23 protein-coding genes are annotated in these 21279 nt (G+C 68.1%); 10 read left to right on the top strand and 13 right to left on the bottom strand.

Annotation, left to right across the window (positions count from 1 at the left end; translation table 11 throughout):
* Window position 1: 1 nt before the first annotated feature.
* The 3 genes from AK36_RS17545 to AK36_RS17555 all read right to left on the bottom strand — a co-directional run bounded on the left by AK36_RS17545 (window position 2) and on the right by AK36_RS17555 (window position 3015).
* A complete protein-coding gene (locus AK36_RS17545; RefSeq protein ID WP_011885633.1) occupies window positions 2–1183 on the bottom strand; it encodes an aminotransferase-like domain-containing protein in 1182 nt (393 codons plus the stop codon).
* Between the two features lie 152 nt (window positions 1184–1335).
* Window positions 1336–2244 carry a DMT family transporter gene (locus tag AK36_RS17550; protein WP_011885632.1) on the bottom strand — a complete coding sequence of 303 codons (909 nt, stop codon included), beginning with the start codon at window positions 2242–2244 and terminating at the stop codon, window positions 1336–1338.
* Window positions 2245–2319: 75 nt separating this feature from the next.
* Window positions 2320–3015, bottom strand: coding sequence for a VOC family protein (locus AK36_RS17555; protein ID WP_045578896.1), 696 nt, complete (start codon window positions 3013–3015; stop codon window positions 2320–2322).
* Window positions 3016–3208: 193 nt separating this feature from the next.
* Here AK36_RS17555 and AK36_RS17560 point away from each other — a divergent pair, with 193 nt between their 5' ends.
* From AK36_RS17560 to AK36_RS17575, 4 genes are all read left to right on the top strand, one after another.
* The gene (locus tag AK36_RS17560) at window positions 3209–4669 is read left to right on the top strand and encodes an aminotransferase-like domain-containing protein (protein ID WP_034194022.1); all 1461 of its coding nucleotides are present in this window, start codon (window positions 3209–3211) and stop codon (window positions 4667–4669) included.
* A gap of 155 nt (window positions 4670–4824) precedes the next feature.
* Complete coding sequence (gene htpG / locus AK36_RS17565; RefSeq protein WP_045578897.1) at window positions 4825–6723, top strand: molecular chaperone HtpG; 1899 nt, start codon at window positions 4825–4827, stop codon at window positions 6721–6723.
* A gap of 8 nt (window positions 6724–6731) precedes the next feature.
* Complete coding sequence (locus tag AK36_RS17570) at window positions 6732–7328, top strand: chorismate--pyruvate lyase family protein (RefSeq protein WP_011885628.1); 597 nt, start codon at window positions 6732–6734, stop codon at window positions 7326–7328.
* Entirely contained in the window at window positions 7328–7804 is a 477-nt protein-coding gene (locus AK36_RS17575; RefSeq protein WP_011885627.1) for a DNA-deoxyinosine glycosylase, read from the top strand. The genes AK36_RS17570 and AK36_RS17575 overlap by 1 nt, the downstream gene beginning before the upstream one ends.
* A gap of 24 nt (window positions 7805–7828) precedes the next feature.
* On the opposite strand, the gene AK36_RS17580 is transcribed toward AK36_RS17575, so the two are convergent.
* Both AK36_RS17580 and AK36_RS17585 read right to left on the bottom strand, forming a co-directional pair.
* The gene (locus AK36_RS17580; RefSeq protein WP_404842068.1) at window positions 7829–8128 is read right to left on the bottom strand and encodes a type II toxin-antitoxin system RelE/ParE family toxin; all 300 of its coding nucleotides are present in this window, start codon (window positions 8126–8128) and stop codon (window positions 7829–7831) included.
* Window positions 8129–8133: 5 nt separating this feature from the next.
* Window positions 8134–8412: a YlcI/YnfO family protein gene (locus AK36_RS17585; RefSeq protein WP_011885625.1), complete on the bottom strand. Its 279-nt coding sequence runs from the start codon at window positions 8410–8412 to the stop codon at window positions 8134–8136.
* A gap of 169 nt (window positions 8413–8581) precedes the next feature.
* Between AK36_RS17585 and AK36_RS17590 the strand changes: the two genes are divergently transcribed.
* The 3 genes from AK36_RS17590 (at window position 8582) to mctP (ending at window position 11487) form a co-directional block, all read left to right on the top strand.
* Window positions 8582–9499, top strand: coding sequence for a class I SAM-dependent methyltransferase (locus AK36_RS17590; RefSeq protein ID WP_034194027.1), 918 nt, complete (start codon window positions 8582–8584; stop codon window positions 9497–9499).
* A gap of 198 nt (window positions 9500–9697) precedes the next feature.
* On the top strand, window positions 9698–9940 hold the full coding sequence (locus tag AK36_RS17595) for a DUF3311 domain-containing protein (RefSeq protein ID WP_011885623.1): 243 nt from the start codon (window positions 9698–9700) through the stop codon (window positions 9938–9940).
* Window positions 9937–11487: a monocarboxylate uptake permease MctP gene (gene mctP, locus AK36_RS17600; RefSeq protein WP_011885622.1), complete on the top strand. Its 1551-nt coding sequence runs from the start codon at window positions 9937–9939 to the stop codon at window positions 11485–11487. Before AK36_RS17595 ends, mctP begins: the two co-directional genes overlap by 4 nt.
* A 61-nt stretch (window positions 11488–11548) precedes the next feature.
* Here the strand turns inward: mctP and AK36_RS17605 are convergent, their stop codons facing one another.
* The 5 genes from AK36_RS17605 to AK36_RS17625 all read right to left on the bottom strand — a co-directional run bounded on the left by AK36_RS17605 (window position 11549) and on the right by AK36_RS17625 (window position 16682).
* Complete coding sequence (locus AK36_RS17605) at window positions 11549–12004, bottom strand: VOC family protein (protein ID WP_011885621.1); 456 nt, start codon at window positions 12002–12004, stop codon at window positions 11549–11551.
* Between the two features lie 244 nt (window positions 12005–12248).
* Complete coding sequence (tal, locus tag AK36_RS17610; protein ID WP_045578898.1) at window positions 12249–13202, bottom strand: transaldolase; 954 nt, start codon at window positions 13200–13202, stop codon at window positions 12249–12251.
* A gap of 172 nt (window positions 13203–13374) precedes the next feature.
* On the bottom strand, window positions 13375–14586 hold the full coding sequence (locus AK36_RS17615) for a benzoate/H(+) symporter BenE family transporter (RefSeq protein ID WP_045578899.1): 1212 nt from the start codon (window positions 14584–14586) through the stop codon (window positions 13375–13377).
* Between the two features lie 56 nt (window positions 14587–14642).
* Complete coding sequence (locus AK36_RS17620) at window positions 14643–15818, bottom strand: vWA domain-containing protein (RefSeq protein WP_045578900.1); 1176 nt, start codon at window positions 15816–15818, stop codon at window positions 14643–14645.
* Window positions 15819–15839: 21 nt separating this feature from the next.
* The gene (locus AK36_RS17625) at window positions 15840–16682 is read right to left on the bottom strand and encodes an AAA family ATPase (protein ID WP_045578901.1); all 843 of its coding nucleotides are present in this window, start codon (window positions 16680–16682) and stop codon (window positions 15840–15842) included.
* A 245-nt stretch (window positions 16683–16927) separates the two neighbouring features.
* Here AK36_RS17625 and AK36_RS17630 point away from each other — a divergent pair, with 245 nt between their 5' ends.
* Together AK36_RS17630 and AK36_RS17635 are read left to right on the top strand one after the other, a co-directional pair.
* Window positions 16928–17287, top strand: coding sequence for a c-type cytochrome (locus AK36_RS17630; protein ID WP_011885616.1), 360 nt, complete (start codon window positions 16928–16930; stop codon window positions 17285–17287).
* A gap of 40 nt (window positions 17288–17327) precedes the next feature.
* Entirely contained in the window at window positions 17328–17687 is a 360-nt protein-coding gene (locus AK36_RS17635; protein WP_011885615.1) for a c-type cytochrome, read from the top strand.
* Between the two features lie 100 nt (window positions 17688–17787).
* On the opposite strand, the gene AK36_RS17640 is transcribed toward AK36_RS17635, so the two are convergent.
* Complete coding sequence (locus AK36_RS17640) at window positions 17788–18336, bottom strand: DUF1841 family protein (protein ID WP_404841951.1); 549 nt, start codon at window positions 18334–18336, stop codon at window positions 17788–17790.
* A 135-nt stretch (window positions 18337–18471) separates the two neighbouring features.
* Between AK36_RS17640 and AK36_RS17645 the strand changes: the two genes are divergently transcribed.
* A complete protein-coding gene (locus AK36_RS17645) occupies window positions 18472–19401 on the top strand; it encodes a DMT family transporter (RefSeq protein ID WP_045578902.1) in 930 nt (309 codons plus the stop codon).
* A gap of 283 nt (window positions 19402–19684) precedes the next feature.
* Here the strand turns inward: AK36_RS17645 and nth are convergent, their stop codons facing one another.
* Window positions 19685–20329 carry an endonuclease III gene (nth, locus tag AK36_RS17650; RefSeq protein WP_014723413.1) on the bottom strand — a complete coding sequence of 215 codons (645 nt, stop codon included), beginning with the start codon at window positions 20327–20329 and terminating at the stop codon, window positions 19685–19687.
* Entirely contained in the window at window positions 20326–21267 is a 942-nt protein-coding gene (gene rsxB, locus AK36_RS17655; protein ID WP_330992348.1) for an electron transport complex subunit RsxB, read from the bottom strand. The genes nth and rsxB overlap by 4 nt, the downstream gene beginning before the upstream one ends.
* Window positions 21268–21279: the final 12 nt, after the last annotated feature.

Consider the following 21279-nt stretch of genomic DNA (forward strand, 5'->3'; position numbering starts at 1 on the left):
GTCAAAGGCGTTCGCGCAGCAGCTTGCCCAGGCGCGCGACGCCTTCCTCGATCTTTTCCGGCGGCACCGTCACGAACGACAGGCGCAGCGTGTTGCGCTGCGCGTCGTTCGCGAAGAACGGCGCGCCCGGCACGAAGGCGACGTGGTCGGCGACCGCCGCCTCGAGCAGCTTCATGCTGTCGATCTGCGCGGGCAGGTTCACCCAGATGAACATGCCGCCTTCCGGGCGGTTCCACGTGACGCCTTCCGGCATGTGACGCGCGAGCGACGCGAGCATCGCGTCGCACTGCGCGCTGTACAGCTTGCGGATCGTCGGGATGTGCTCGTCGAGGAAGCCGTCCTTGATCACTTCGTGCGCGATGCGCTGCGTGAGCGTCGGCGTGTGCAGATCGGTGGCCTGCTTGGCCTGCACGAGCTTGAAGTGCAGCTCCTCGGGCGCAATGATGTAGCCGAGCCGCAGGCCCGGCGCGAGCACCTTCGAGAACGTGCCGAGGTGGACGACGTGATCCGGCGCCATCGACAGCATCGTGGGCAGCGGCTCGCCCTGGTAGTTCAGCGCGCCGTAAGGATCGTCCTCTAGCACCGGGAACGGGCTCGACTGCGCGAACGCGGCGAGCGCGCGGCGGCGCTCGACGGGCAGGCGGCGGCCGGTCGGGTTCTGGAAGTTCGGTTGTGCGTACAGCAGGCGCGCGCCCTGGGTCAGGGCCGGCGTCAGGCCTTCCGGCAGCAGGCCCTGCTCGTCGGTCGGCACCTGCACGTAGCGCGGCTCGTACAGCGAGAACGACTGCAGCGCGCCGAGGTAGGTCGGGGTTTCGACGAGGACCGGGCTGTCCGGATCGATCAGCGCCTTGCCGAGCAGGTCGAGCGCCTGCTGCGAGCCGGTCGTGATCAGCACCTGCGACACGCGCACGCCGTAGCGCTCGGCGATCCATTCGCGCAGCGGCAGGTAGCCTTCGGTCGCGCTGTACTGGAGCGCGGCGGCCGGCGCGTCGCGCAGCACGAGGTCGGCGGCGGCGCGCATCCGTTCGGCCGGGAACGTGACGGGGGCGGGCAGGCCGCCGGCGAACGAGATGACCTCGGGGCGTTCCGTTACCTTCAGGATCTCGCGGATCGCCGAGCTGGTCAGCTTGCGGGCGCGTTCGGAAAGCTGCCAGTGCGGCGGGTGCAGGTCGCTCGGATTCATAGTCTCCTCGTTCGGATATCGGGGTCAGTCAAGAAAGGTCGGTCGGGCTGATGGCGTCGCCGCCGCCGGGTGGGCGTGCGGGAGCGCGCTCTGGCCTTCGCGGCCGGGTGGGCAGAACCGTTCAGGCAAAGCGAACATTATGGCGCACCTCATCAGCCGGCGCGAGCGGGACGCGCGGCCATGGCCACCGCCGAGCGGCGGCCGAGCATCACGGTCGCGATCACGGCGGCCGCGAACAGCCACGTGGCGGGCGTCACCGTTTCGCCGAACAGCAGCGCGGAAAACGCGATCGTGAAGAAGATCTGCAGCAGCTGCACCTGGCCGACGCGGGCGGTGCCGCCCATCGCGAGCCCGGCGTACCACGCGAAAAAGCCGATGAACTGCGAAAACAGCGTCACGTAGCCGAACGCGAGCCACGTGCGTAGCGCGAGCGGCGCCGGGTGCGCGACGTGCTGCGCCCACGCGAGCCAGCCGACCGGCAGCACGAGCACCGGCGCGGACACGACCAGCGCCCAGCAGATCACCTGCCAGCCGCCGATCTGGCGCGCGAGGCGCGCGCCTTCCGCATAGCCGAGCGCGCCGATGCCGACCGCGACGAGCATCAGCGCATCGCCCGCCTGCACGGTGCCGCCGCCGTCGCGCAGCGCGAACGCGATCACGAGCGCGCTGCCTGCCAGCGCGCTGGCCCAGAACGCCTTCGACGGCCGTTCGTGCGACAGCCACGCCGCGTACAGCGCGACGAACAGCGGCTGCAGCCCGTTGACGACGGCGCCGTGCGACGCCGGCACCGTCTTCATCGCCCACGCGGAGAACACCGGATACGCGACGATCACGCCGGCCGACACGACGGCGAGGCTTTTCAGCTGCGCGCGCGTCGGCAGCCGCTCGCGGCGCCACCACAGCAGCAGGCCGGCCGGCACCGACGCGGCGAGCGCGCGGCCGAGCCCGTTCAGAAGCGGATTGAGCTCCGAGACGACGATGCGTGTCATCGGCAGCGTGAGGCTGAAGATCATCACGCCGACGAGGCCGAGCAGCATGCCGCGGGTTTCGCGGGAATTCATCAGGTAGGTGCTCCTTATCGGCGTATCGGTGTATCGCTGTAGCGGCGGGTTTCGTGAGCGGGCGCGCGGCGGCGTTCAGCGCAGCGTGCGGGTGCCGTGCGGCGTATCGAAGTGCGCGACGAGGGCGGGCAGCCCGTCGCCGGCTTCGACGCCGAGCAGGTGAGCGGCGCCGAGCCAGTCGAGCTGCTCGCGGATCGCCTCGGCACGCGGATGGACGCCCTCGAGCGACTTCAGCGCGACGCCGGTGTCCGGCAACGAGGCGGCCGGGTGCTGCGCGCTGTCCCACTGGATCAGCGACGGCACGAGGCCGTCGCCGGCGCCTTGCCAGGCGGGGAACGCGCCGTCGTCCGGCACCGTCAGGCCCCAGCTGAGGTCGCCGCGGCGCATCGCCACGACCGGCGCGATCCGCTCGGGGTACTGGCTCCCCCACAGCGCGAGCGAGCGCGGCCGGTCGACGCGCGCGACCCAGTGCGCGAGGAACGGACCGTCGGCGAGCCGTGCGTGCATCGCCGGATCGTCGAGCGCGAACAGCCGCGGGCGCGGCGGCGTCGAGTCGGGGGCAGCCGTGTCAGGCGCGTCGGGGTCGATCGCGATCACTTCGACGTACAGCCCGCCCCATGCGCCGAACAGCGCGTTGTGGGTGCGCATCAGCGGATGGCGGCCGCCGCCGGACGGTTCGATGCCGAGCGCGCGGGCGACATGGCGCACGCCTTCGTCGAGCGTGCGCGCAGCAATGACGAGATGGTCGATGGACAGGGAACGGGAGGGCATGAACGTCGGTCGGGAAAGGAGGGTGTCACGGTGGGCGGTCGGTCGCACGGCCGGCCGAGGCCGCAGGCGCCGCCGATGCGGCACGCCCGCGATGGCCGCACGATCGCCATTGCGGACAACTGTAATCGTCCGGACCGGCACAGTAACGGTACAATCGGCGCGATAGCCTTCGGTACAGTTGGAGCTGCCGCCCATGTCCACCGTCCCACTCGCCCAGATTCCCGCGCCGCACGACACGGCGACGCTCACGCTCGTCGACCAGCTCGTCCAGTGGGCGCGCCGCCGCATCGACGAACGCGTGTTCCGGCCCGGCATGCGGATGCCGTCGATCCGCAAGCTCGCGCTCGACAAGAGCGTGTCGCGCTTCACCGTCGTCGAGGCGTACGAGCGGCTGGTGGCGCAGGGCTACCTGGACTCGCGGCGCGGCTCCGGCTTCTACGTGAGGGAACGCACGGCCGCGGGCCCGCAACCGGCCGACCACGTCGGCCGCGCGGCCGAGGCCGTGCCGGTGCACAACACGATCGACGTCGTCTGGCTGCTGCGCAACATGCTGCACACCGTCAGCCCGGAGAAGGGGCCGGGCCTCGGCTATCTGCCGGCCCGCTGGCTCGACGGCGAGCTGATTACCGGCGCGCTGCGCGCGCTCGGGCGCCAGTCGGGCGCGCAGATGCTCGGCTTCGGCACCGCGCAGGGCTTCCTGCCGCTGCGCCAGCAATTGCAGACGCGCCTCGCCGAAGTCGAGATCGGCGCCAAGCCCGAGCAGCTGGTGCTGGTGTCGGGCATCACGCAGGCGATCGACCTGATCTCGCGCATCTACGTCCGGCCCGGCGACGCGGTGATCGTCGGCGATCCGGCGTGGTTCCAGATGTTCGGCCGTTTTGCGGCGCAGGGCGCGCAGCTCGTCGGGATGCCGTACACGCCCGACGGCCCCGATCTCGACGCGCTCGAGACGCTCGTGCAGATGTGGCGGCCGAAGATGCTGGTGATCAATTCGGTGCTGCAGAACCCGACCGGCACGTCGCTGTCGGCCGCGCAGGCGTTCCGCATCCTGAAGCTGGCCGAGGCGTACGATTTCCTCGTCGTCGAGGACGACGTGTACGGCGACCTGTGCCCGCCGAGCTATTCGGCTACGCGGCTCGCGAGCCTCGACCAGCTCAAGCGCGTCATTTACCTGGGCAGCTTTTCGAAGACGCTCGCGGCGAACCTGCGGGTCGGCTACGTCGCGTGCGCGCCGGAGATCGCGAAGGCGGTGACCGACCAGAAGATGCTGGTCGGGATGACGACGCCCGAGCTCAACGAGCGCGTGCTTTACAAGATCCTGACCGAAGGGCACTACCGGCGCCACGTCGAGCGGCTGCGCGCGCGGCTCGACGGCGTGCGCGACAAGACCGCGCGGATGCTGGAGCGCACCGGGCTGCGGCTCTTCACGATGCCGGCGGCCGGGATGTTCCTGTGGGCCGACACGGGCGTCGATTCGGACGCGCTCGCCGCTGCCGCGCACGAGGCAGGATTCTTGCTGACGCCCGGCAGCCTGTTCTCGCCGCAGCAGTCGACGTCGACGTGGACGCGCTTCAACGTCGCGAATTGCGGCGATCCGGCGCTGCCGGGGTTTCTCGCGCGCTATATCGAGTCGGCCGCGCGACGCGCATCGTGACGCTGCGGCGGCCGCCCCCTTGAAAACCGGGCGGCCGTCCCCAGATTTGCGCGCAAACCGCTTGCGCCAGGCGGTCGTCCTTGACGGGCCAGCCCGCGTCACGTACCGGGCGCCCGCGCCACACCATTCGAGTTCAAGTAAGAGGAAAAGCATCCATGGCACACGAAACGATGAGCTTTCAGGCAGAGGTCAAGCAACTCCTCCACCTGATGATCCATTCGCTCTACAGCAACAAGGAAATCTTCCTGCGCGAACTGGTGTCGAACGCGTCCGACGCGGCCGACAAGCTGCGTTTCGAAGCGCTCGCCGACAACGCGCTGTACGAGAACGATCCGAACCTGCGCATCCGCATCGGCTTCGACAAGGCGGCGCGCACGATCACGATCGAGGACAACGGCATCGGCATGAGCCGTGACGAGGCGATCGCGAACCTCGGAACGATCGCGCGTTCGGGCACCAAGGAATTCTTCACGAAGCTCTCCGGCGACCAGCAGAAGGATGCGGCGCTGATCGGCCAGTTCGGCGTCGGCTTCTACTCGGGCTTCATCGTCGCCGACAAGATCTCCGTCGAGACGCGCCGCGCCGGCCTGCCCGCGAACGAAGCGGTGCGCTGGGAAAGCGCCGGCGAGGGCGACTTCACGATCGACGCGATCGAGCGCGCGCAGCGCGGCACGACGATCACGCTGCATCTGCGCGAAGGCGAGGACGAGCTGCTGTCGTCGCACCGCCTGAAGTCGATCATCCAGAAGTATTCCGATCACATCGCGCTGCCGATCCTGATGCGCAAGGAAGAGTGGGATCAGGAAAAGGGCGAGATGGTCCTGAAGGACGAGGACGAGACGGTCAACCAGGCCAGCGCCCTGTGGACGCGCTCGAAGAGCGACATCAGCGACGAGCAGTACACGCAGTTCTACCAGCACATCGCGCACGACCACCAGGATCCGCTCACGTGGACGCACAACCGCGTCGAAGGCCGCAGCGAATACACGCAGCTGCTGTTCGTGCCGGCGCACGCGCCGTTCGACCTGTGGAACCGCGACTACCGCGGCGGCCTGAAGCTGTACGTGAAGCGCGTGTTCATCATGGACGACGCCGAGCAGCTGCTGCCGCAATACCTGCGCTTCGTGAAGGGCGTCGTCGATTCGGCCGACCTGCCGCTGAACGTGTCGCGCGAAATCCTGCAGGAAAGCCGCGACGTGAAGGCGATTCGCGAGGGCGTGACCAAGCGTGCGCTGTCGATGCTCGAGGAGCTGGCCAATGCCGAAGACGACGCCGGCAAGGAGAAGTACAAGACGTTCTGGAGCGCGTTCGGCCAGGTGCTGAAGGAAGGCCTCGGCGAGGACCACGCGAACCGCGAGCGCATCGCGAAGCTGCTGCGCTTCGCGTCGACGCACGGCGACACCGACGCGCAGGACGTGTCGCTCGCCGATTACGTGTCGCGCATGAAGCCCGAGCAGAGCAAGATCTACTACGTGACCGCCGATACGTGGCAGGCCGCGAAGAACAGCCCGCATCTGGAAGTGTTCCGCAAGAAGGGTGTCGAGGTGCTGCTGCTGACCGATCGCGTCGACGAATGGATGCTGTCGTTCCTGCACGAGTTCGACGGCAAGCCGCTCGCGAGCGTGGCGCGCGGCGATCTCGACCTCGGCGAGCTGAACGACGAGGAGAAGAAGGCGCAGGAGCAGGCGGGCGAAGCGATCAAGCCGGTCGTCGAGAAGATGAAGGAAGCGCTCGGCGACAAGGTGAAGGAAGTGCGCGCCACGTTCCGCCTGACCGATTCGCCGTCGTGCCTCGTCGCCGACGACAACGACATGAGCGGCTACCTGCAGCGCATGCTGAAGGCGGCCGGCCAGAACGCGCCGGCGATGCAGCCGATCCTCGAGATCAATCCGGACCACGCGCTCATCAAGCAGCTCAACGTCGACAGCGCCGATTTCGGCGACTGGTGCCATCTGCTGTTCGACCAGGCGCTGCTGGCCGAAGGCGGGATGCTCGACGATCCGGCGAGCTTCGTTAAGCGCACCAACACGCTGCTGCTGTCGCGCGCCGCGTGAACTCGCGCATGCGATTCGACGGCGCACGCTCGGGCTGGCGCGCAACGCCCCGGCCCGGCTGCACGCTCGAGCAGCGCGACTGGCTCACGCGCGGCGGTTCGCTGACCGCGCATCTCGCGCGGCTCGGCAGCGTGAGCGTGCGCGTGACGCGCGAGGCCGTCGATTGCCCGTGGTTCGACGAGCCTGCCGCGGTCGGACGCGCGCCGCGCGCGCCGATGTGGGTGCGCGAGGTGATCCTGTCGGTGGACGGCGTGCCGTACGTCGCCGCGCACAGCATCGCGCCGCTCGCGGCCAGCAAGGGCGTATGGCAGGCGATGCGGCGGCTGCGCACGCGCCCGCTCGCAGAATTGCTGTACAGCGACCCGCAGGTCGCGCGCTCGGCGCTCGTGAGCCGGCGCGTGATCGCCGGCCATCCGCTGTATGCGCTCGCGAGCCATGCGCTGCAGCGCGAGCGCGCACCGCATGCGTTCGCCGCGCGGCGCTCGGTATTCCAGCGGCACGGCGAGCCGCTGATGGTCACGGAATGCATGCTGCCGGCGTTGTGGCGCCATCTCGCCGCGCACGGCGACGGCCCGCGCTCGCTCGGGCCGCGGGCAGACGCGTGATGCTGCAAGGCTTTCCGCCGGTCGTCGCGCGCGACACGCACACGATGATCCTCGGCAGCTTTCCCGGCGAGGCGTCGCTCGACGCCGCGCAGTATTACGCGCATCCGCGCAATCAGTTCTGGCGCCTGCTCGGCGCGGTGCTCGGCGAGCCGGGGCTCCACGAACTCGCCTACGACGCGCGGCTCGAGCGCGTGCTGTCGCACGGCGTCGGCATCTGGGACGTCCTCGATGCGTGCCATCGGCAAGGCAGTCTCGATTCGGCAATCCGCAATGCGAAGCCGAACGACTTCGCGTCGCTGCGCGCGCATGCGCCGTTGTTGAGGAAGGTGTGCTTCAACGGGAAGACGGCCGGGCGGTTTGCCGACGTGATCGGCGAGGCCGGCTACGAGACGCTCGTGCTGCCGTCGTCGAGCCCGGCGTATGCGATGCTGTCGTTCGAGCAGAAGCTGGTGCAGTGGCGGCGCATCGTCGGCTGAACGGGCTTGGGCGGCTGGCGAACGTCAGTGGTAGTCGCTTTCTCGCTGGTGACGCACGGCAACGACCGTCACCGTCCGGCTGTCGTCGATCTCGAACAGGGCGACGTAGCCCGATGCGCCGAACGGGATGAGCAATTCCCGCAGAAACGGCATCGACGGATGAGCCTTGCGGCACGTGAACGGCGACGATTCCAATGTTGCGATACCCGAAGCGATAGCTGCCAGCGCACGCTCGGCCAGTTCGACATCCGCATCGTCGCGCTCGACGATGAACGTATAGAGCTCGCTCAGATCACGGGATGCCGCCGGTGTGAAGCGAACCATATACGTCATCGCGCCTGTCGTGTCCTGGCACGCAGCGTGTCGAGCTGCCGGCCCAGTCGTTCCAGTACCTCGGACGACGACACATATTCCCCGGTACGACGAGCCTCGTCGCGCGACGCGATACCGCGCGCGATGAATTCGCTCTGGAGGCGACGGCGTTCGATGCCTTCGCGGATCGATTGCTCGACGAAACTCGACAGCGTTTCGCCATCTTGAAGAACGCTTTCTGCTGCGTCCCGCAGTTCCGGCTCGACGCGAACGGACGGGAAAGTGGCGGTTTTCATCATGGCCCTCATTGCATCGCAATTGCAATGCATTGTCGCGTACGCCGGGATCGCGCGCAACTCGGCCGAATGGCTGCGTGACCTGACCGCATCCTGGCCGGCGGCCTCCGTATCGGCACCAATGCTATCCTCTCGTCCGCTTATCCAGCGTCATCCAACGAGATTCAACATGACCCGACTCATCAAGCGCGCGTCCGCCGAGGCGCGCGCATTCAAGCAGCGCACAGCGTCCGCGTACAACGGCTCCGAAAAACTGCAGCCGCCGCGCCTGAAGCGCCGCCCGGAAATCGGCGAGCACGACGACGTGCCCGTTCTCGAAGCGCCGCGCAAGCCGCGCTTCGCGCCCGTCACGTTTTCGGAGGAGCGCGGCGTGCGCTTCCTGCATTTCGGGACCGAATGGGTGCAGGGCGCGATGCGCCTGTCGAAGCCGTTCGCGATCGAACTCGAATACGCGCAGCAGATGATGGCATGGCTGCTGTTCCTCGAAACGCCCGCGCGCATCGTTCAGCTCGGCCTGGGCACCGGCGCGCTGACCAAGTTCGCGCATCGCTTCCTGCCGCACGCGAAGGTCGAGGCCGTCGAGCTGAACCCGGCCGTGATCGTCGCGGCGCGCACGATGTTCGCGCTGCCGCCGGACGACGCGCGCCTGGTCGTGCACGAGGCCGACGCGTGGGACTTCGTCAACGATCCGGCCAACCGCGGCACGACGGGCGCGCTGCAGATCGACCTGTACGACGCGACCGCCCGCGGCCCGGTGCTCGACAGCGTCGCGTTCTACCGCGCGGTGCGCGGTTGCCTCGCCGACGCGGGCATCGCGACGATCAACCTGTTCGGCGATCATCCGAGCTTCGTGCGCAACATGAAGCACCTGAACGCGGCGTTCGATCATCGCGTGATCGCGCTGCCGGAAGTGCACGACGGCAACCGGATCGCGATCGCGTTCTCCGGCCCCGCGCTCGACGTGTCGTTCGCGCAGCTCGAAGCACGCGCGAAGCTGATCGAAGACACGCTCAAGCTGCCCGCCCGCAGCTGGGTGAAAGCCTTGAAAGAAACGACCGGCGCACGCGACGCCTCGTTCGCGATCTGACGCTGAGGCACCGGCCGCATGCCGGTGCAACCGCGCGTGCGGGGGCGGATCACCTCGGGTTCGCCCCCGCTTGACCACGCAGCCGCGGCTCCTATACTTGCGCGAAGCCAGGGGAGCCGCAGCTTACCCGTTTTGCCGCTCCTCTCGCCGCCGTACCCGCTCAACAAGATCGATAACCGGGAATGATGAGGAGACGTCATGGCTCACGATGCCGACGCCAATCGGGCCGCGAAGCGCTGGCTCTGGCTGCTGGTGCTGCCGCTGATCGCGATGGTCTGGGTGCCGTCGTACAGCAAGATCGAACCGCAATGGTTCGGGTTTCCGTTCTTCTACTGGTACCAGCTGCTGTGGGTGTTCATTAGCGCGGTGATCACCGCGTTCGTGTACCGGAAGACCAAGCACGCATGGAAGGCCGGCGGCTCGCAGGGAGGTGCGCAATGAACCTCGGCGCCACCTTCGTCTTCGTCCTGCTGTTCATCGGCGTCACCATCCTCGGCTTTCTCGCCGCGAACTGGCGGCGCGGCGATCTCGCCCATCTCGACGAATGGGGCCTCGGCGGCCGCCGCTTTGGCACGATCGTCACGTGGTTCCTGCTCGGCGGCGACCTCTATACGGCCTACACGTTCGTCGCGGTGCCCGCGCTCGTGTTCGGCGCCGGCGCGATGGGCTTCTTCGCGTTGCCGTACACGATCCTGATCTATCCGTTCGCGTTCGTCGTGTTTCCGAAGCTGTGGAGCATCGCGAAGCGTCACGGCTACGTGACCGCGGCCGATTTCGTCCACGCCCGCTACGGCAGCCGGATGCTCGCGCTCGCGATCGCGGTGACGGGCATCGTCGCGACCATGCCGTACATCGCGCTGCAGCTGGTCGGCATCGAAGTGGTGATCGGCGCGCTCGGCTTCGACACGACCGGCTTCGTCGGCGACCTGCCGCTGATCATCGCGTTCGCGATCCTCGCCGCGTACACCTACACGTCGGGGCTGCGCGCACCGGCGATGATCGCGATCGTGAAGGACATCCTGATCTACATCACGATCGCCGCGGCGATCATCGTGATCCCGGCCAAGCTCGGCGGCTTCGGGCACATCTTCGCGACGGTGCCGCCGGCCAAGCTGCTGCTCAAGGCGCCGGACGCGACGAGCCTGAACGGCTACAGCGCCTACGCGACGCTCGCGATCGGCTCCGCGCTCGCGTTGTTCCTGTATCCGCATTCGGTCACGGCGATCCTGTCGTCGTCGTCGGGCAACACGATTCGCCGCAACATGGCGATGCTGCCCGCGTATTCGTTCGTGCTCGGCCTGCTCGCGCTGCTCGGCTACATGGCGCTCGCCTCCGGCGTGAAGGACATGCCGCAATACGCGCCGTACTTCAAGGCGTTCGGCCCGAACTTCGCGGTGCCCGCGCTGTTCCTCAACTACTTCCCGTCGTGGTTCGTCGGCGTCGCGTTCGCGGCGATCGGCATCGGCGCGCTGGTGCCGGCGGCGATCATGTCGATCGCGGCCGCGAACCTCTACACGCGCAACATCCACCGCGAGTTCGTGAACCGCAACATGACGCACCACCAGGAGACGCACGTCGCGAAGCTGGTGTCGCTGATCGTGAAGGTCGGCGCGGTCGCGTTCATCCTTGGGCTGCCGCTCACGTATGCGATCCAGCTGCAGCTGCTCGGCGGGATCTGGATCATCCAGACGCTGCCGGCGATCGTGCTCGGCCTGTACACGCGCGTGCTCGACCATCGCGGGCTGCTGGCCGGCTGGGCGGCAGGCATCGTGTGCGGGACGTGGATGGCGATCTCGCTGAAGCTGGCGAGCTCGATCTTCACGATCCACCTGTTCGGTCTCGCGATTCCCGGCTATGCGGCGGTGTGGTCGCTGATCGTGAACCTGGTCGTGTCGGTGGTGGTGAGCGTGCTGGTGCGCGCGATGGGCGTCGCGCATGCGGAGGATCGCACGCGGCCCGAAGACTATCTCGACGTGATCGAGGGCTGAAGCCGGCCGCGCCGCAGGAAGGACGCCCGCCGCTGCGCAGCGGCGGGCGTTGTCATTTGCGTCAGGCTTGCGCGTGCTTCGCGAGGTCGTCGCGCTGCGACAGGTCCTCGACGTTGACCATCCAGTGCACGCCGAAGCGATCCTTCGCCATCCCGAAGCCGAGCGCCCAGAACGTCTTGCCGAACGGCATCGTCACTTCGCCGCCGTCGGCGAGCGCGTCGAACAGCTTCTGGCCGTCTTCGACCGTCGCCGGGTTCAGCGACAGCGAATAGCCGGCGTGCGCGCCGCCGCCCGGCTGGCTGCAGTCGCCGTCCGAGCACATGATCATCGAGTCGCCGATCGTGAAACTGGCATGCATCACCTTGTCGGCCATCTCCGGCGACATCGGGAAATCGGGGTTCGGCGGCGCATCCTTGAAGTGCATCTTGAACATCGTCTTCGCGCCAAGCGCCCGTTCGTAGAACTGAAGGGCTTCTTCCGCACGGCCATAGAACGTCAGATACGGTTGGACCTGCATCGTTGTCTCCTGTTGACCGGAGCGGCATGTCGGCGCCGCGCCGGGTGCTGCGACGATTGACCGAAACGGCGCGCCGGGATGCGGCCGGCGCACTCGTGACGTGGATTGTAGTGCGCGGGCCCGGAGATCGAACGAAAAATAAAAACGGCCGCGAACATGCAGTTCGCGGCCGTCGGGCACGCATGGTGACGGCTGCTGCCAGTGCGGCGGCAAGCTTGCCCGCCGCGCTCGCGCGCCGCCAGGCTCAGCGCAGCGCGGCGATCAGTTTCTCGAGCTTGACCGCATCGGCGGCGAATACGCGGATGCCTTCGGCAAGTTTTTCCGTCGCCATCGCGTCGTCGTTCAGCTGGAAGCGGAACGACGCTTCGTCGATCGCGACGCGTTCGGTCGGCTTGTCGTGCAGCGCGTCGGGCGACAGCTTGCGCTCGACCGGATCGTTGCTGTCCTGCAGCTTCTGCAGCAGGTCGGGGCTGATGGTCAGCAGATCGCAGCCGGCCAGCTCGATGATCTGGCTCGTCGTGCGGAAGCTCGCGCCCATCACCTCGGTGTGGTATCCGAACGTCTTGTAGTAGGTGTAGATGCGGCGCACGGACTGCACGCCCGGATCGTTCGCGCCGCCGTCCTTCGCTTCGTCCCAGTCGGCGCCGGCCTGCTTCTTGTACCAGTCGTAGATGCGGCCGACGAACGGCGAAATCAGCTGCGCGCCCGCTTCGGCGCACGCGGCGGCCTGCACCAGCGAGAAAAGCAGGGTCATGTTGCACTTGATCCCTTCCTGCTGCAGCACCTGCGCCGCGCGGATGCCTTCCCAGGTCGAGGCGAGCTTGATCAGGATGCGTTCGCGGCCGATGCCGGCTGCTTCGTACAGCGTGATGAGCTCGCGGCCCTTGTCGATCGAGCGCTGCGTGTCGAACGACAGGCGCGCGTCGACTTCGGTCGACACGCGGCCCGGGATCAGCTTCAGGATCTCGGTGCCGAATGCGATCAGCAGGCGATCGATGATGAAATCGGTGCTTTCGTTGCGGTGATCGCGGACGGTTTTCTCGAGAATCGGCTTGTACGCGTCCTTCTGGACGGCCTTCAGGATCAGCGACGGGTTCGTGGTCGCGTCCTGCGGCTTGTATTGCGCGAGCTGCTGGAAATCGCCCGTGTCGGCGACGACGGTCGTGTACTGCTTCAGCTGGTCGAGTGCGGTAGTCATGGCGATTCGGGAGGAGGGCGCAAGGCGCCTGGGTTCTCACGGGCCGCGCGAGCGCGGCAGCGAAGCGAGACGGCGCGGGGCGCCGCCTGCGATCCACTATTCTAGGCCCGATTCGCGTCGCGCACGTGATGGCGCGCCGCTCGGCCGGCACGAGGCGGCGCCGTGCGCGCGGTTATGCGGGGCGTCGCGCGTTCAGGATCACTTGCGTGACGATCCCGGCCACGAGCCCCCAGAACGCCGATCCGATCGACAGCAGCGTGAGGCCCGACGCCGTGACCATGAACGTGACGAGCGCTGCTTCGCGCTGCTTCACGTCCTGCATCGCATTCGCGAGCCCGCTCATGATCGAGCCGAACAGCGCGAGCGCTGCGACCGACACGACCAGCGCCTTCGGCAGCGCCGCGAACAGCGCGGCGATCGTCGCGCCGAACACGCCGGCGATCAGATAGAAGGTGCCGCACCAGACGGCGGCCGTGTAACGCTTCGCGTGATCCTCGTGCGCTTCGGGGCCGGTGCAGATCGCGGCCGTGATCGCCGCGAGGTTCACGCCGTGCGAGCCGAACGGCGCGAGCAGCAGCGAGGCGAGCCCGGTCGTCGCGATCAGCGGCGACGACGGCGTCGCATAGCCGTCCGCGCGCAGCACCGCGATGCCCGGCACGTTCTGCGACGCCATCGCAACGACGAACAGGGGAATGCCGATGCTGACGATCGACGCGATCGAGAACGCCGGCATCGTGAACACCGGCTGCGCGAGCGCGATGTGGAAGCGGCTGAAGTTGAGCAGGCCGAGGCCGCCGGCCACCGCGGTGCCGACGATCAGCGTCGTGACGATCGCGTAGCGCGGCGCGGCGCGCTTGACGATCAGGTAGGTGAAGAACATCGCGAGCACGAGGGCGGTCTGGAACTGGGCCGCGCGGAAGATCTCGATGCCGATCTCGAACAGGATGCCGGCGAGCAACGCGGCCGCGATGCCGGCCGGAATGCGCTTCATCAGCGTATCGAACAGCCCGCTCACGCCGACGGCCGTCAGCAGCAGCGCGCAGACGACGAACGCGCCGATCGCTTCGGGATACGGCACGCCGGGCAGCGACGCGATCAGCAGCGCGGCGCCCGGCGTCGACCACGCGACGACGACCGGCGCGCGAAACCGCAGCGACAGCCCGATGGTCGTGAGCGCCATGCCGATCGACAGCGCCCAGATCCACGACGAGATTTGCGCATCGGTGAGGTGCGCGGCGCGGCCGCCCTGGAACATCAGCACGAGCGAGCTCGTGTAGCCGGTCATCATCGCGACGAAGCCGGCGACGAGCGCCGACACCGACGTATCGGCGAAAAAGCGGCGGCCGCCGGCGCGGCCGGCGCTCGCGGTGGGCGAGGGGTTCATGCTATCTCCGAGGGGGAGGCCGCGCGTGCGGCCTGCGGGTCTGCTGGGTGGGTTCGTTATTTGCTGAGCGTGCGCATCGCGGTTTCGAGGCCCGCGAGCGTGAGCGGATACATGCGCTGGCCGAGCACGTCGCGAATGATCGCGATCGACTGCCGGTATTCCCATAGCCGCTCGGGCTCCGGGTTCAGCCATGCATGGTGGGGGAACTGGTCGGCGAAGCGGCGCAGCCACACGGCGCCGGCCTCCGGGTTGTTGTATTCGACCGAGCCGCCTGGCTGCAGCACTTCGTACGGGCTCATCGTCGCGTCGCCGACGAAGATCAGCTTGTAGTCGGGCGTGAACTTGTGCAGCACGTCCCACGTCGCGGTGCGCTCCGACTGGCGCCGGTGATTGTTCTTCCACAGGTGGTCGTACACGCAGTTGTGGAAATAGTAGAACTCGAGGTGCTTGAACTCGGCCTTCGCGGCCGAGAACAGTTCTTCGGTGCGCTTGATGTGGTCGTCCATCGAGCCGCCGACGTCGAGCAGCATCAGCACCTTCACGTTGTTGTGGCGCTCGGGCACCATCCGCAGATCGAGCCAGCCGGCGTTCGCGGCCGTGCTGCGGATCGTGCCGGGCAGGTCGAGCTCCTCGGCCGCGCCTTCGCGCGCGAAGCGGCGCAGGCGCCGCAGCGCGACCTTGATGTTGCGCGTGCCGATCTCGACCGAGTCGTCGTAGTCGCGATACGCGCGCGCCTCCCACACCTTGACCGCGGTGCGGTTGCCGTTCGACGGGCCGCCGATGCGGATCCCTTCGGGGTTGTAGCCGCCGTGGCCGAACGGCGAGGTGCCGCCGGTGCCGATCCACTTGTTGCCGCCTTCGTGGCGCTCCTTCTGCTCGTCGAGCAGCGCCTTCAGGCGCGCCATCAGCTTGTCGAGCCCGCCCATCGCTTCGATCTGCGCCTTCTCGTCCGGCGACAGCTCGCGCTCGAGGCGCTTCTCGAGCCAGTCGAGCGGAATGTCGAACGCGTCGGACGGCAGCGCGGACACGCCGTGGAAATACGCGCCGAACGCCTGGTCGAACTTGTCGAAGTACTGCTCGTCCTTCACGAGCGTCATCCGCGCGAGGAAGTAGAACGCGTCGATCGACGGCGAGATCAGGCCGGCCTTCAGCGCTTCGAGCAGCGTCAGGTATTCCTTCACCGAGACGGGCAGCTTGGCTGCGCGCAGCGCGTAGAAGAAATTGAGCAGCATGGCCGGGCCTTCGCGCGTGGGTTACCGGTTGTGCCGGTTCATGTAGACGAGCCGCTCGAGCAGGCTCAGATCCTGCTCGTTCTTCAGCAGCGCGCCGGCGAGCGGCGGGACGATCTGCTTCGCGTCGGCGCCGCGCAGCGCGTCGGCGGGGATGTTCTCGGCGAGCAGCAGCTTCAGCCAGTCGAGCAGCTCGGACGTCGACGGCTTCTTCTTGAGGCCCGACACGCTGCGCAATTCGAAGAAACTCTGCAGCGCGGCCTGCAGCAGCTCCTCGCGGATGTTCGGGAAGTGGACCGCGACGATCTTCTGCATCGTCGACGCATCGGGAAACTGGATGTAGTGGAAGAAGCAGCGGCGCAGGAACGCGTCGGGCAATTCCTTCTCGTTGTTCGACGTGATGATCACGAGCGGGCGATGCTTCGCGCGCACCGTCTCGCGCGTCTCGTACACGTGGAACTCCATGCGGTCGAGCTCGCGCAGCAGGTCGTTCGGGAATTCGATGTCGGCCTTGTCGATCTCGTCGATCAGCAGCACGCTCGGGCGCTCGGCGTCGAACGCCTGCCACAGCACGCCTTTCACGATGTAGTTCGCGATGTCCTTCACGCGTTCGTCGCCGAGCTGCGAGTCGCGCAGGCGCGAGACGGCGTCGTATTCGTACAGGCCCTGCTGCGCTTTGGTGGTCGACTTGATGTGCCACTGCAGCAGCGGCATGTCGAGCGCGGCGGCCACTTCCTCGGCGAGCATCGTCTTGCCGGTGCCGGGTTCGCCCTTGATCAGCAGCGGGCGCTGCAGCGTCAGTGCGGCGTTGACCGCGAGCTTCAGGTCGTCGGCGGCGACGTAGTGCGAGGATCCTTTGAAACGCATGGCGGCGCTCTTTTCTGGTCTCAAAAAAACCCAGTATAAGTCAGAAGGGCTGTCCGGTTGGCGCGCTCCCGCGTATCGTTGCCGGGGCTGCGGCGGGCCGGGCGCGGGCGCCGTGTGGACGCATTCCCCGCCGACGCGGTACAATCTGGCCGTTTTTTTTGGCCTGCGTGGCGACCGATAAGCAAAACGGCGCGGGCCGTTGCCGCTTCGGCGCCAGTTTCCCCTCAAGCTAGGTTACAAGAGCTATGAACAAATTCGTCGGCAAACACGTCGTTGTCGCGGCGCTCGTGGCGCTCGCGGGCAGCGCGCAGGCGGCCGGTGTGGTCGGCAACCCGAAGGACGGGGCGAGCAAGGCCGCCATGTGCATCGGTTGCCACGGCATCCAGGATTACCGCGCGGCGTACCCGGAGGTCTACCGGGTGCCCGTCCTCGGCGGCCAGAACCAGCAATATCTCGAGAACGCGCTGAAGGCCTACCGCAAGAAGGATCGTCACTTCCCGTCGATGAATGCGATCGCCGGTTCGCTGACGGATCAGGACATCGCGGATCTGGCGGCCTACTATGCCGCCCAGAAGGCCGACACGAAGGACAATCCCTACAAGTAAAGCGCGCGCCGCCGATCAGACCGGCGGGACAGGAGCATTCATGAACAACGCATTCAAGACGGCGGCGGTGGCACTGGCGGCCGGCCTCGCGATCGGTACCGCGCATGCGGCGGACACGACGAAGGGCAAGGAACTGGTCGAGTCGCACAACTGCGCGGCCTGCCATGGCGCGCAACTGAACAAGCCGATCAACGCCGAATATCCGCGCCTCGCGGGCCAGCACGCCGACTACCTCGTGTGGGCGATGCGCCAGTACCAGATGGGGCTGACGAACCCACTGCTCGGCCGCAACAACGCGATCATGCAGGCGCAGGTGCAGAACCTGTCGGTGAGCGACATGAAGGACATCGCCGCCTACATCGAGTCGCTGAAAGAAACCGATCTCGTCTTCAAGAAGTAAGTGTGCCGGGCCGAGCGGCCCGTGCAGCGAAATACCCCGCCGCGGCGGGGTATTTTTTTGTCCGCGCGGCGGCGGCCGGCGATCGCGCCGCGGCCCGCGGTCAGTCGCGCGACGCGCGGCGCAGGATGCGTTGCAGATAGGCGTCGGTGTCCGGCGGCGTGCCGGTGCGCTGCGCTTCCCAGATCGTCTCGCCGAGACATTCCATGATCGTGTGCTGCGCTTCGTGCGTCGAGTCGAGCTTCGCGGCCAGCTTGTCGTGCGCGGCGCGGATGCCGGGCGGCTGGTCGATCGATAGCTGCTCGCTGATCGCGAGGTGCATCGACAGGTGCAGGAACGGGTTCGTGCGACCTTCCTCGGGCGTGTAGTTGCGCGCGGCGGCGCCGTCGGCGTCCGCGAGCTCGTCGTGGTATTCGGGGTGTTCGACGATCCAGTCGGCGGCCATCGCTTCCAGCGGCGTCAGGATCTCGCCTGCGCGCTGCTTGCGCCAGGTTTCGGTGAAAAAGCGACGGACTTCGTCGCGACTCGGATTGAACATGATCGGGGAAACGTCGTGATTCGGACGGCCTGATGCCGCGTCGCGCATTGTACGCCGGGTCGGCGGGCGGTGCTGGCGGGCGGCTGGGCGCGAGCGGAACGCGCGTTGCGGGATGCGGCGGGCGGCCGCGATTGGGTGCGCAGGCCGCGTTGGCCGCGCGCCTCGCAACGGATGAGCGAGGGCTAGGCTTGCGGACGCCGGACGGCTAGACTCCGTCGATCGCCGTCGTCGCGCTCGCTGCGCTCCATCATGTCCGCCACCGCCCGTTCATCGTCCGCCGCGCTGCGAGGCGCGCTCTATGTCGCGTTGTCCGCCGCCGCGTTCGGCGCGATGGCGATTTTCGGCCGCTATGCGTATGCGGCCGGCGTCGACGTGCTCGGCCTGCTGATCGTGCGGTTCGCGATCGGCGGCGCGATCCTCGCGGCGATCGCGCGGCGGCGGCGCGTCGCGTGGCCGCGCGGGCGCAGGCTCGCGCCGCTCGTCGCGATGGGCGCGCTCGGCTACGTCGGGCAGTCGTTCTGCTATTTCAGCGCGCTTCAGCATGCACAGGCGAGCCTCGTCGCGTTGCTGCTCTATCTGTATCCGGCCTTCGTCACGCTGCTCGCAGCATGGTGGCTGGGCGAGCGCCTGACGCGCGCGAAGGCCGTCGCGCTCGTGCTGTGCGTGGCCGGCTCGGCGCTGATGGTCGGCGGCGGGCACGGCGAGCCGCTCGGCATTGGGCTCGCGCTGGCGGCCGCGGTGATCTATTCGCTGTACATCGTCGGCGGCACGAAGGCGACGCGCGGCGTCGATCCGCTCGCGACCACCGCGATCATCTGCCTGTCGGCCACCGCGACGCTCGTCGCGATCGCTGTCGTGCGAACGGCGGCGTTCGGCGCGCCGCCGCGCTGGCCTGCGACGGCCGGCGGCTGGGCGTCGATGCTGGCGATAGCGCTGGTCTCGACGGTCGCCGCGATGCTGGCGTTCTTCGCCGGCCTCGAGCGGCTCGGCGCCGCGCGCACGTCGATGCTGTCGACGCTCGAACCGGTCGTGACGGTCGCGCTCGCGGCGCTGCTGTTCGGCGAGGCGTTGTCGCCGCTGCAGTGGGCGGGCGGCATCGCGATTCTCGCGGCCGTGCTGGCGCTCGTGCGTGCGGGCGGCGCGGCGGTCGACGATACGACGGCGACGTCCAACGCGTAGCGGGGGGCGGAAGGGCGGCGGTGGTGCGGGTGGGGGCGGCGTGGTATGGCATGGCGCGAGATGTCGCGATACGGCACGGCGCAACACGGCACGGCCCAGAACAACTCGGCACGACAACGACAGCGGACGACAGCGCCCGACAGCGCCCGACAGCGCCCGACAGCGCCCGACAGCGCCCGACAGCGCCCGACAGCGCCCGACAGCGCCCCTCGCGACACGCGTGCCGCACCGCGTCAATGCCGTGATGCACAGCCGGCCGGTACGATCTGCCGGCCGCCGACGTTCACTCGCTAGGCGGTGGCGTCTTCGGCCGGAACTCGCACAGCGGCTCGATCGCGCAGTGCCAGCATTCGGGCCGGCGCGCCTTGCACACATAGCGTCCGTGCAGGATCAGCCAGTGATGCGCGTCGTGCAGGAATTCCTTCGGCGTGAATTTCTCGAGCGCGGCTTCGACGGCCCGCACGTCCTTGCCGGGCGCCAGGCCCGTGCGATTCGCGACGCGGAAGATGTGCGTGTCGACCGCGATCGTCGGCTGGCCGAACGCGGTGTTCAGCACGACGTTGGCGGTTTTGCGGCCGACGCCCGGCAGGCTCTCGAGCGCCTCGCGATCGGCCGGCACTTCGCCGCCGTAGCGCTCGAGCAGGATATGGCAGGTGGCGACCACGTTCTTCGCCTTGGTGCGGTACAGGCCGATCGTCTTGATGTAGTCGGCCACGCCTTCCTCGCCAAGCGCGACGATTTGTCGCGGGGTGTTCGCAACCGGGAACATCTTGCGCATCGCCTTGTTGACCGACACGTCGGTCGCCTGCGCGGACAGCATCACGGCGATCAGCAGCTCGAACGGCGTCGTGTATTCAAGCTCGGTGGTCGGATGCGGATTCAGGCTTTGCAGCGTTTCGTAGATCGCGCGTCGTTTCGTGGCGTTCATGGACGGTTCTTGTCGGGCGGCGCGGACGCGCCGTTCCGGTCGTCGTGTTGTGCGTCGGGCGCCGCCGCTTCGCCGTCGCGCTGCGCGTGCTGCTCGGCGAGCCGCTTGCGGCGGGCTTCCGCCGCATCGATCTGCGCCTGCACGGCCGCGCTGACGTGTTCGGTGTTCTTCGGCGCCGCGCCTTGCTCGGCCAGCGCTTCCTTCTTCTGGCGTGCGCGTTCGAGCGCGGCGGCGATGATCGCGCGTTTCTTCGCGTCGGCGTCCTCGGCCGCCGCGCCCGGCGCTGCTTCGGCGGGCGCCGCCTTCGCTGCGCCGGCGCTCGCCGCGCGCCGGGCCGCCGCACGTGCTTCGGCGGCTTCGCGTTCGCGGCGCTGGCGGGCGAGCCGGCGATCGTGCCGCGCGCGCGCGGCATCAGCCTGCTCCTGCGACCATGCGTCCCAGCCCGTGCGATCGCCGGTCACGGGTACCATCGCGATGCAGTCGACCGGGCAGGGCGCCACGCACAGGTCGCAGCCGGTGCAGAGCGGCTCGATGATCGTGTGCATCTGCTTCGGCGCGCCGATGATCGCGTCGACCGGGCACGCCTGCAGGCACAGCGTGCAGCCGATGCACAGGCTTTCGTCGATGAATGCGATGGCGCGCGGATGCTCGGCGCCGTTCACCGGATTCAATGGAATCACCGGCTTGCCGAGCAGGCTCGCCAGGCGCGCGATGCCTTCGGCGCCGCCCGGCGGGCACTGGTTGTAGTTCGCGTTGCCGGCGGCGATCGCTTCCGCGTATGGGCGGCAGCCGTCATAGCCGCACTTCGTGCATTGCGTCTGGGGGAGCAGATCTTCGAGGCGATCCGCGAGGGTCTTGGAATCGGTCACGGTGACAACGGGCGCGGCAGCGCCGAATGGCTTTCGGCCGCGTGCGGCGCGGCCGGAAAGGTTTGCCAAACCTTAATTATC

Origin of the sequence: Burkholderia vietnamiensis LMG 10929, from assembly GCF_000959445.1 — a bacterium.
GTDB classification, from domain to species: Bacteria; Pseudomonadota; Gammaproteobacteria; order Burkholderiales; family Burkholderiaceae; genus Burkholderia; species Burkholderia vietnamiensis.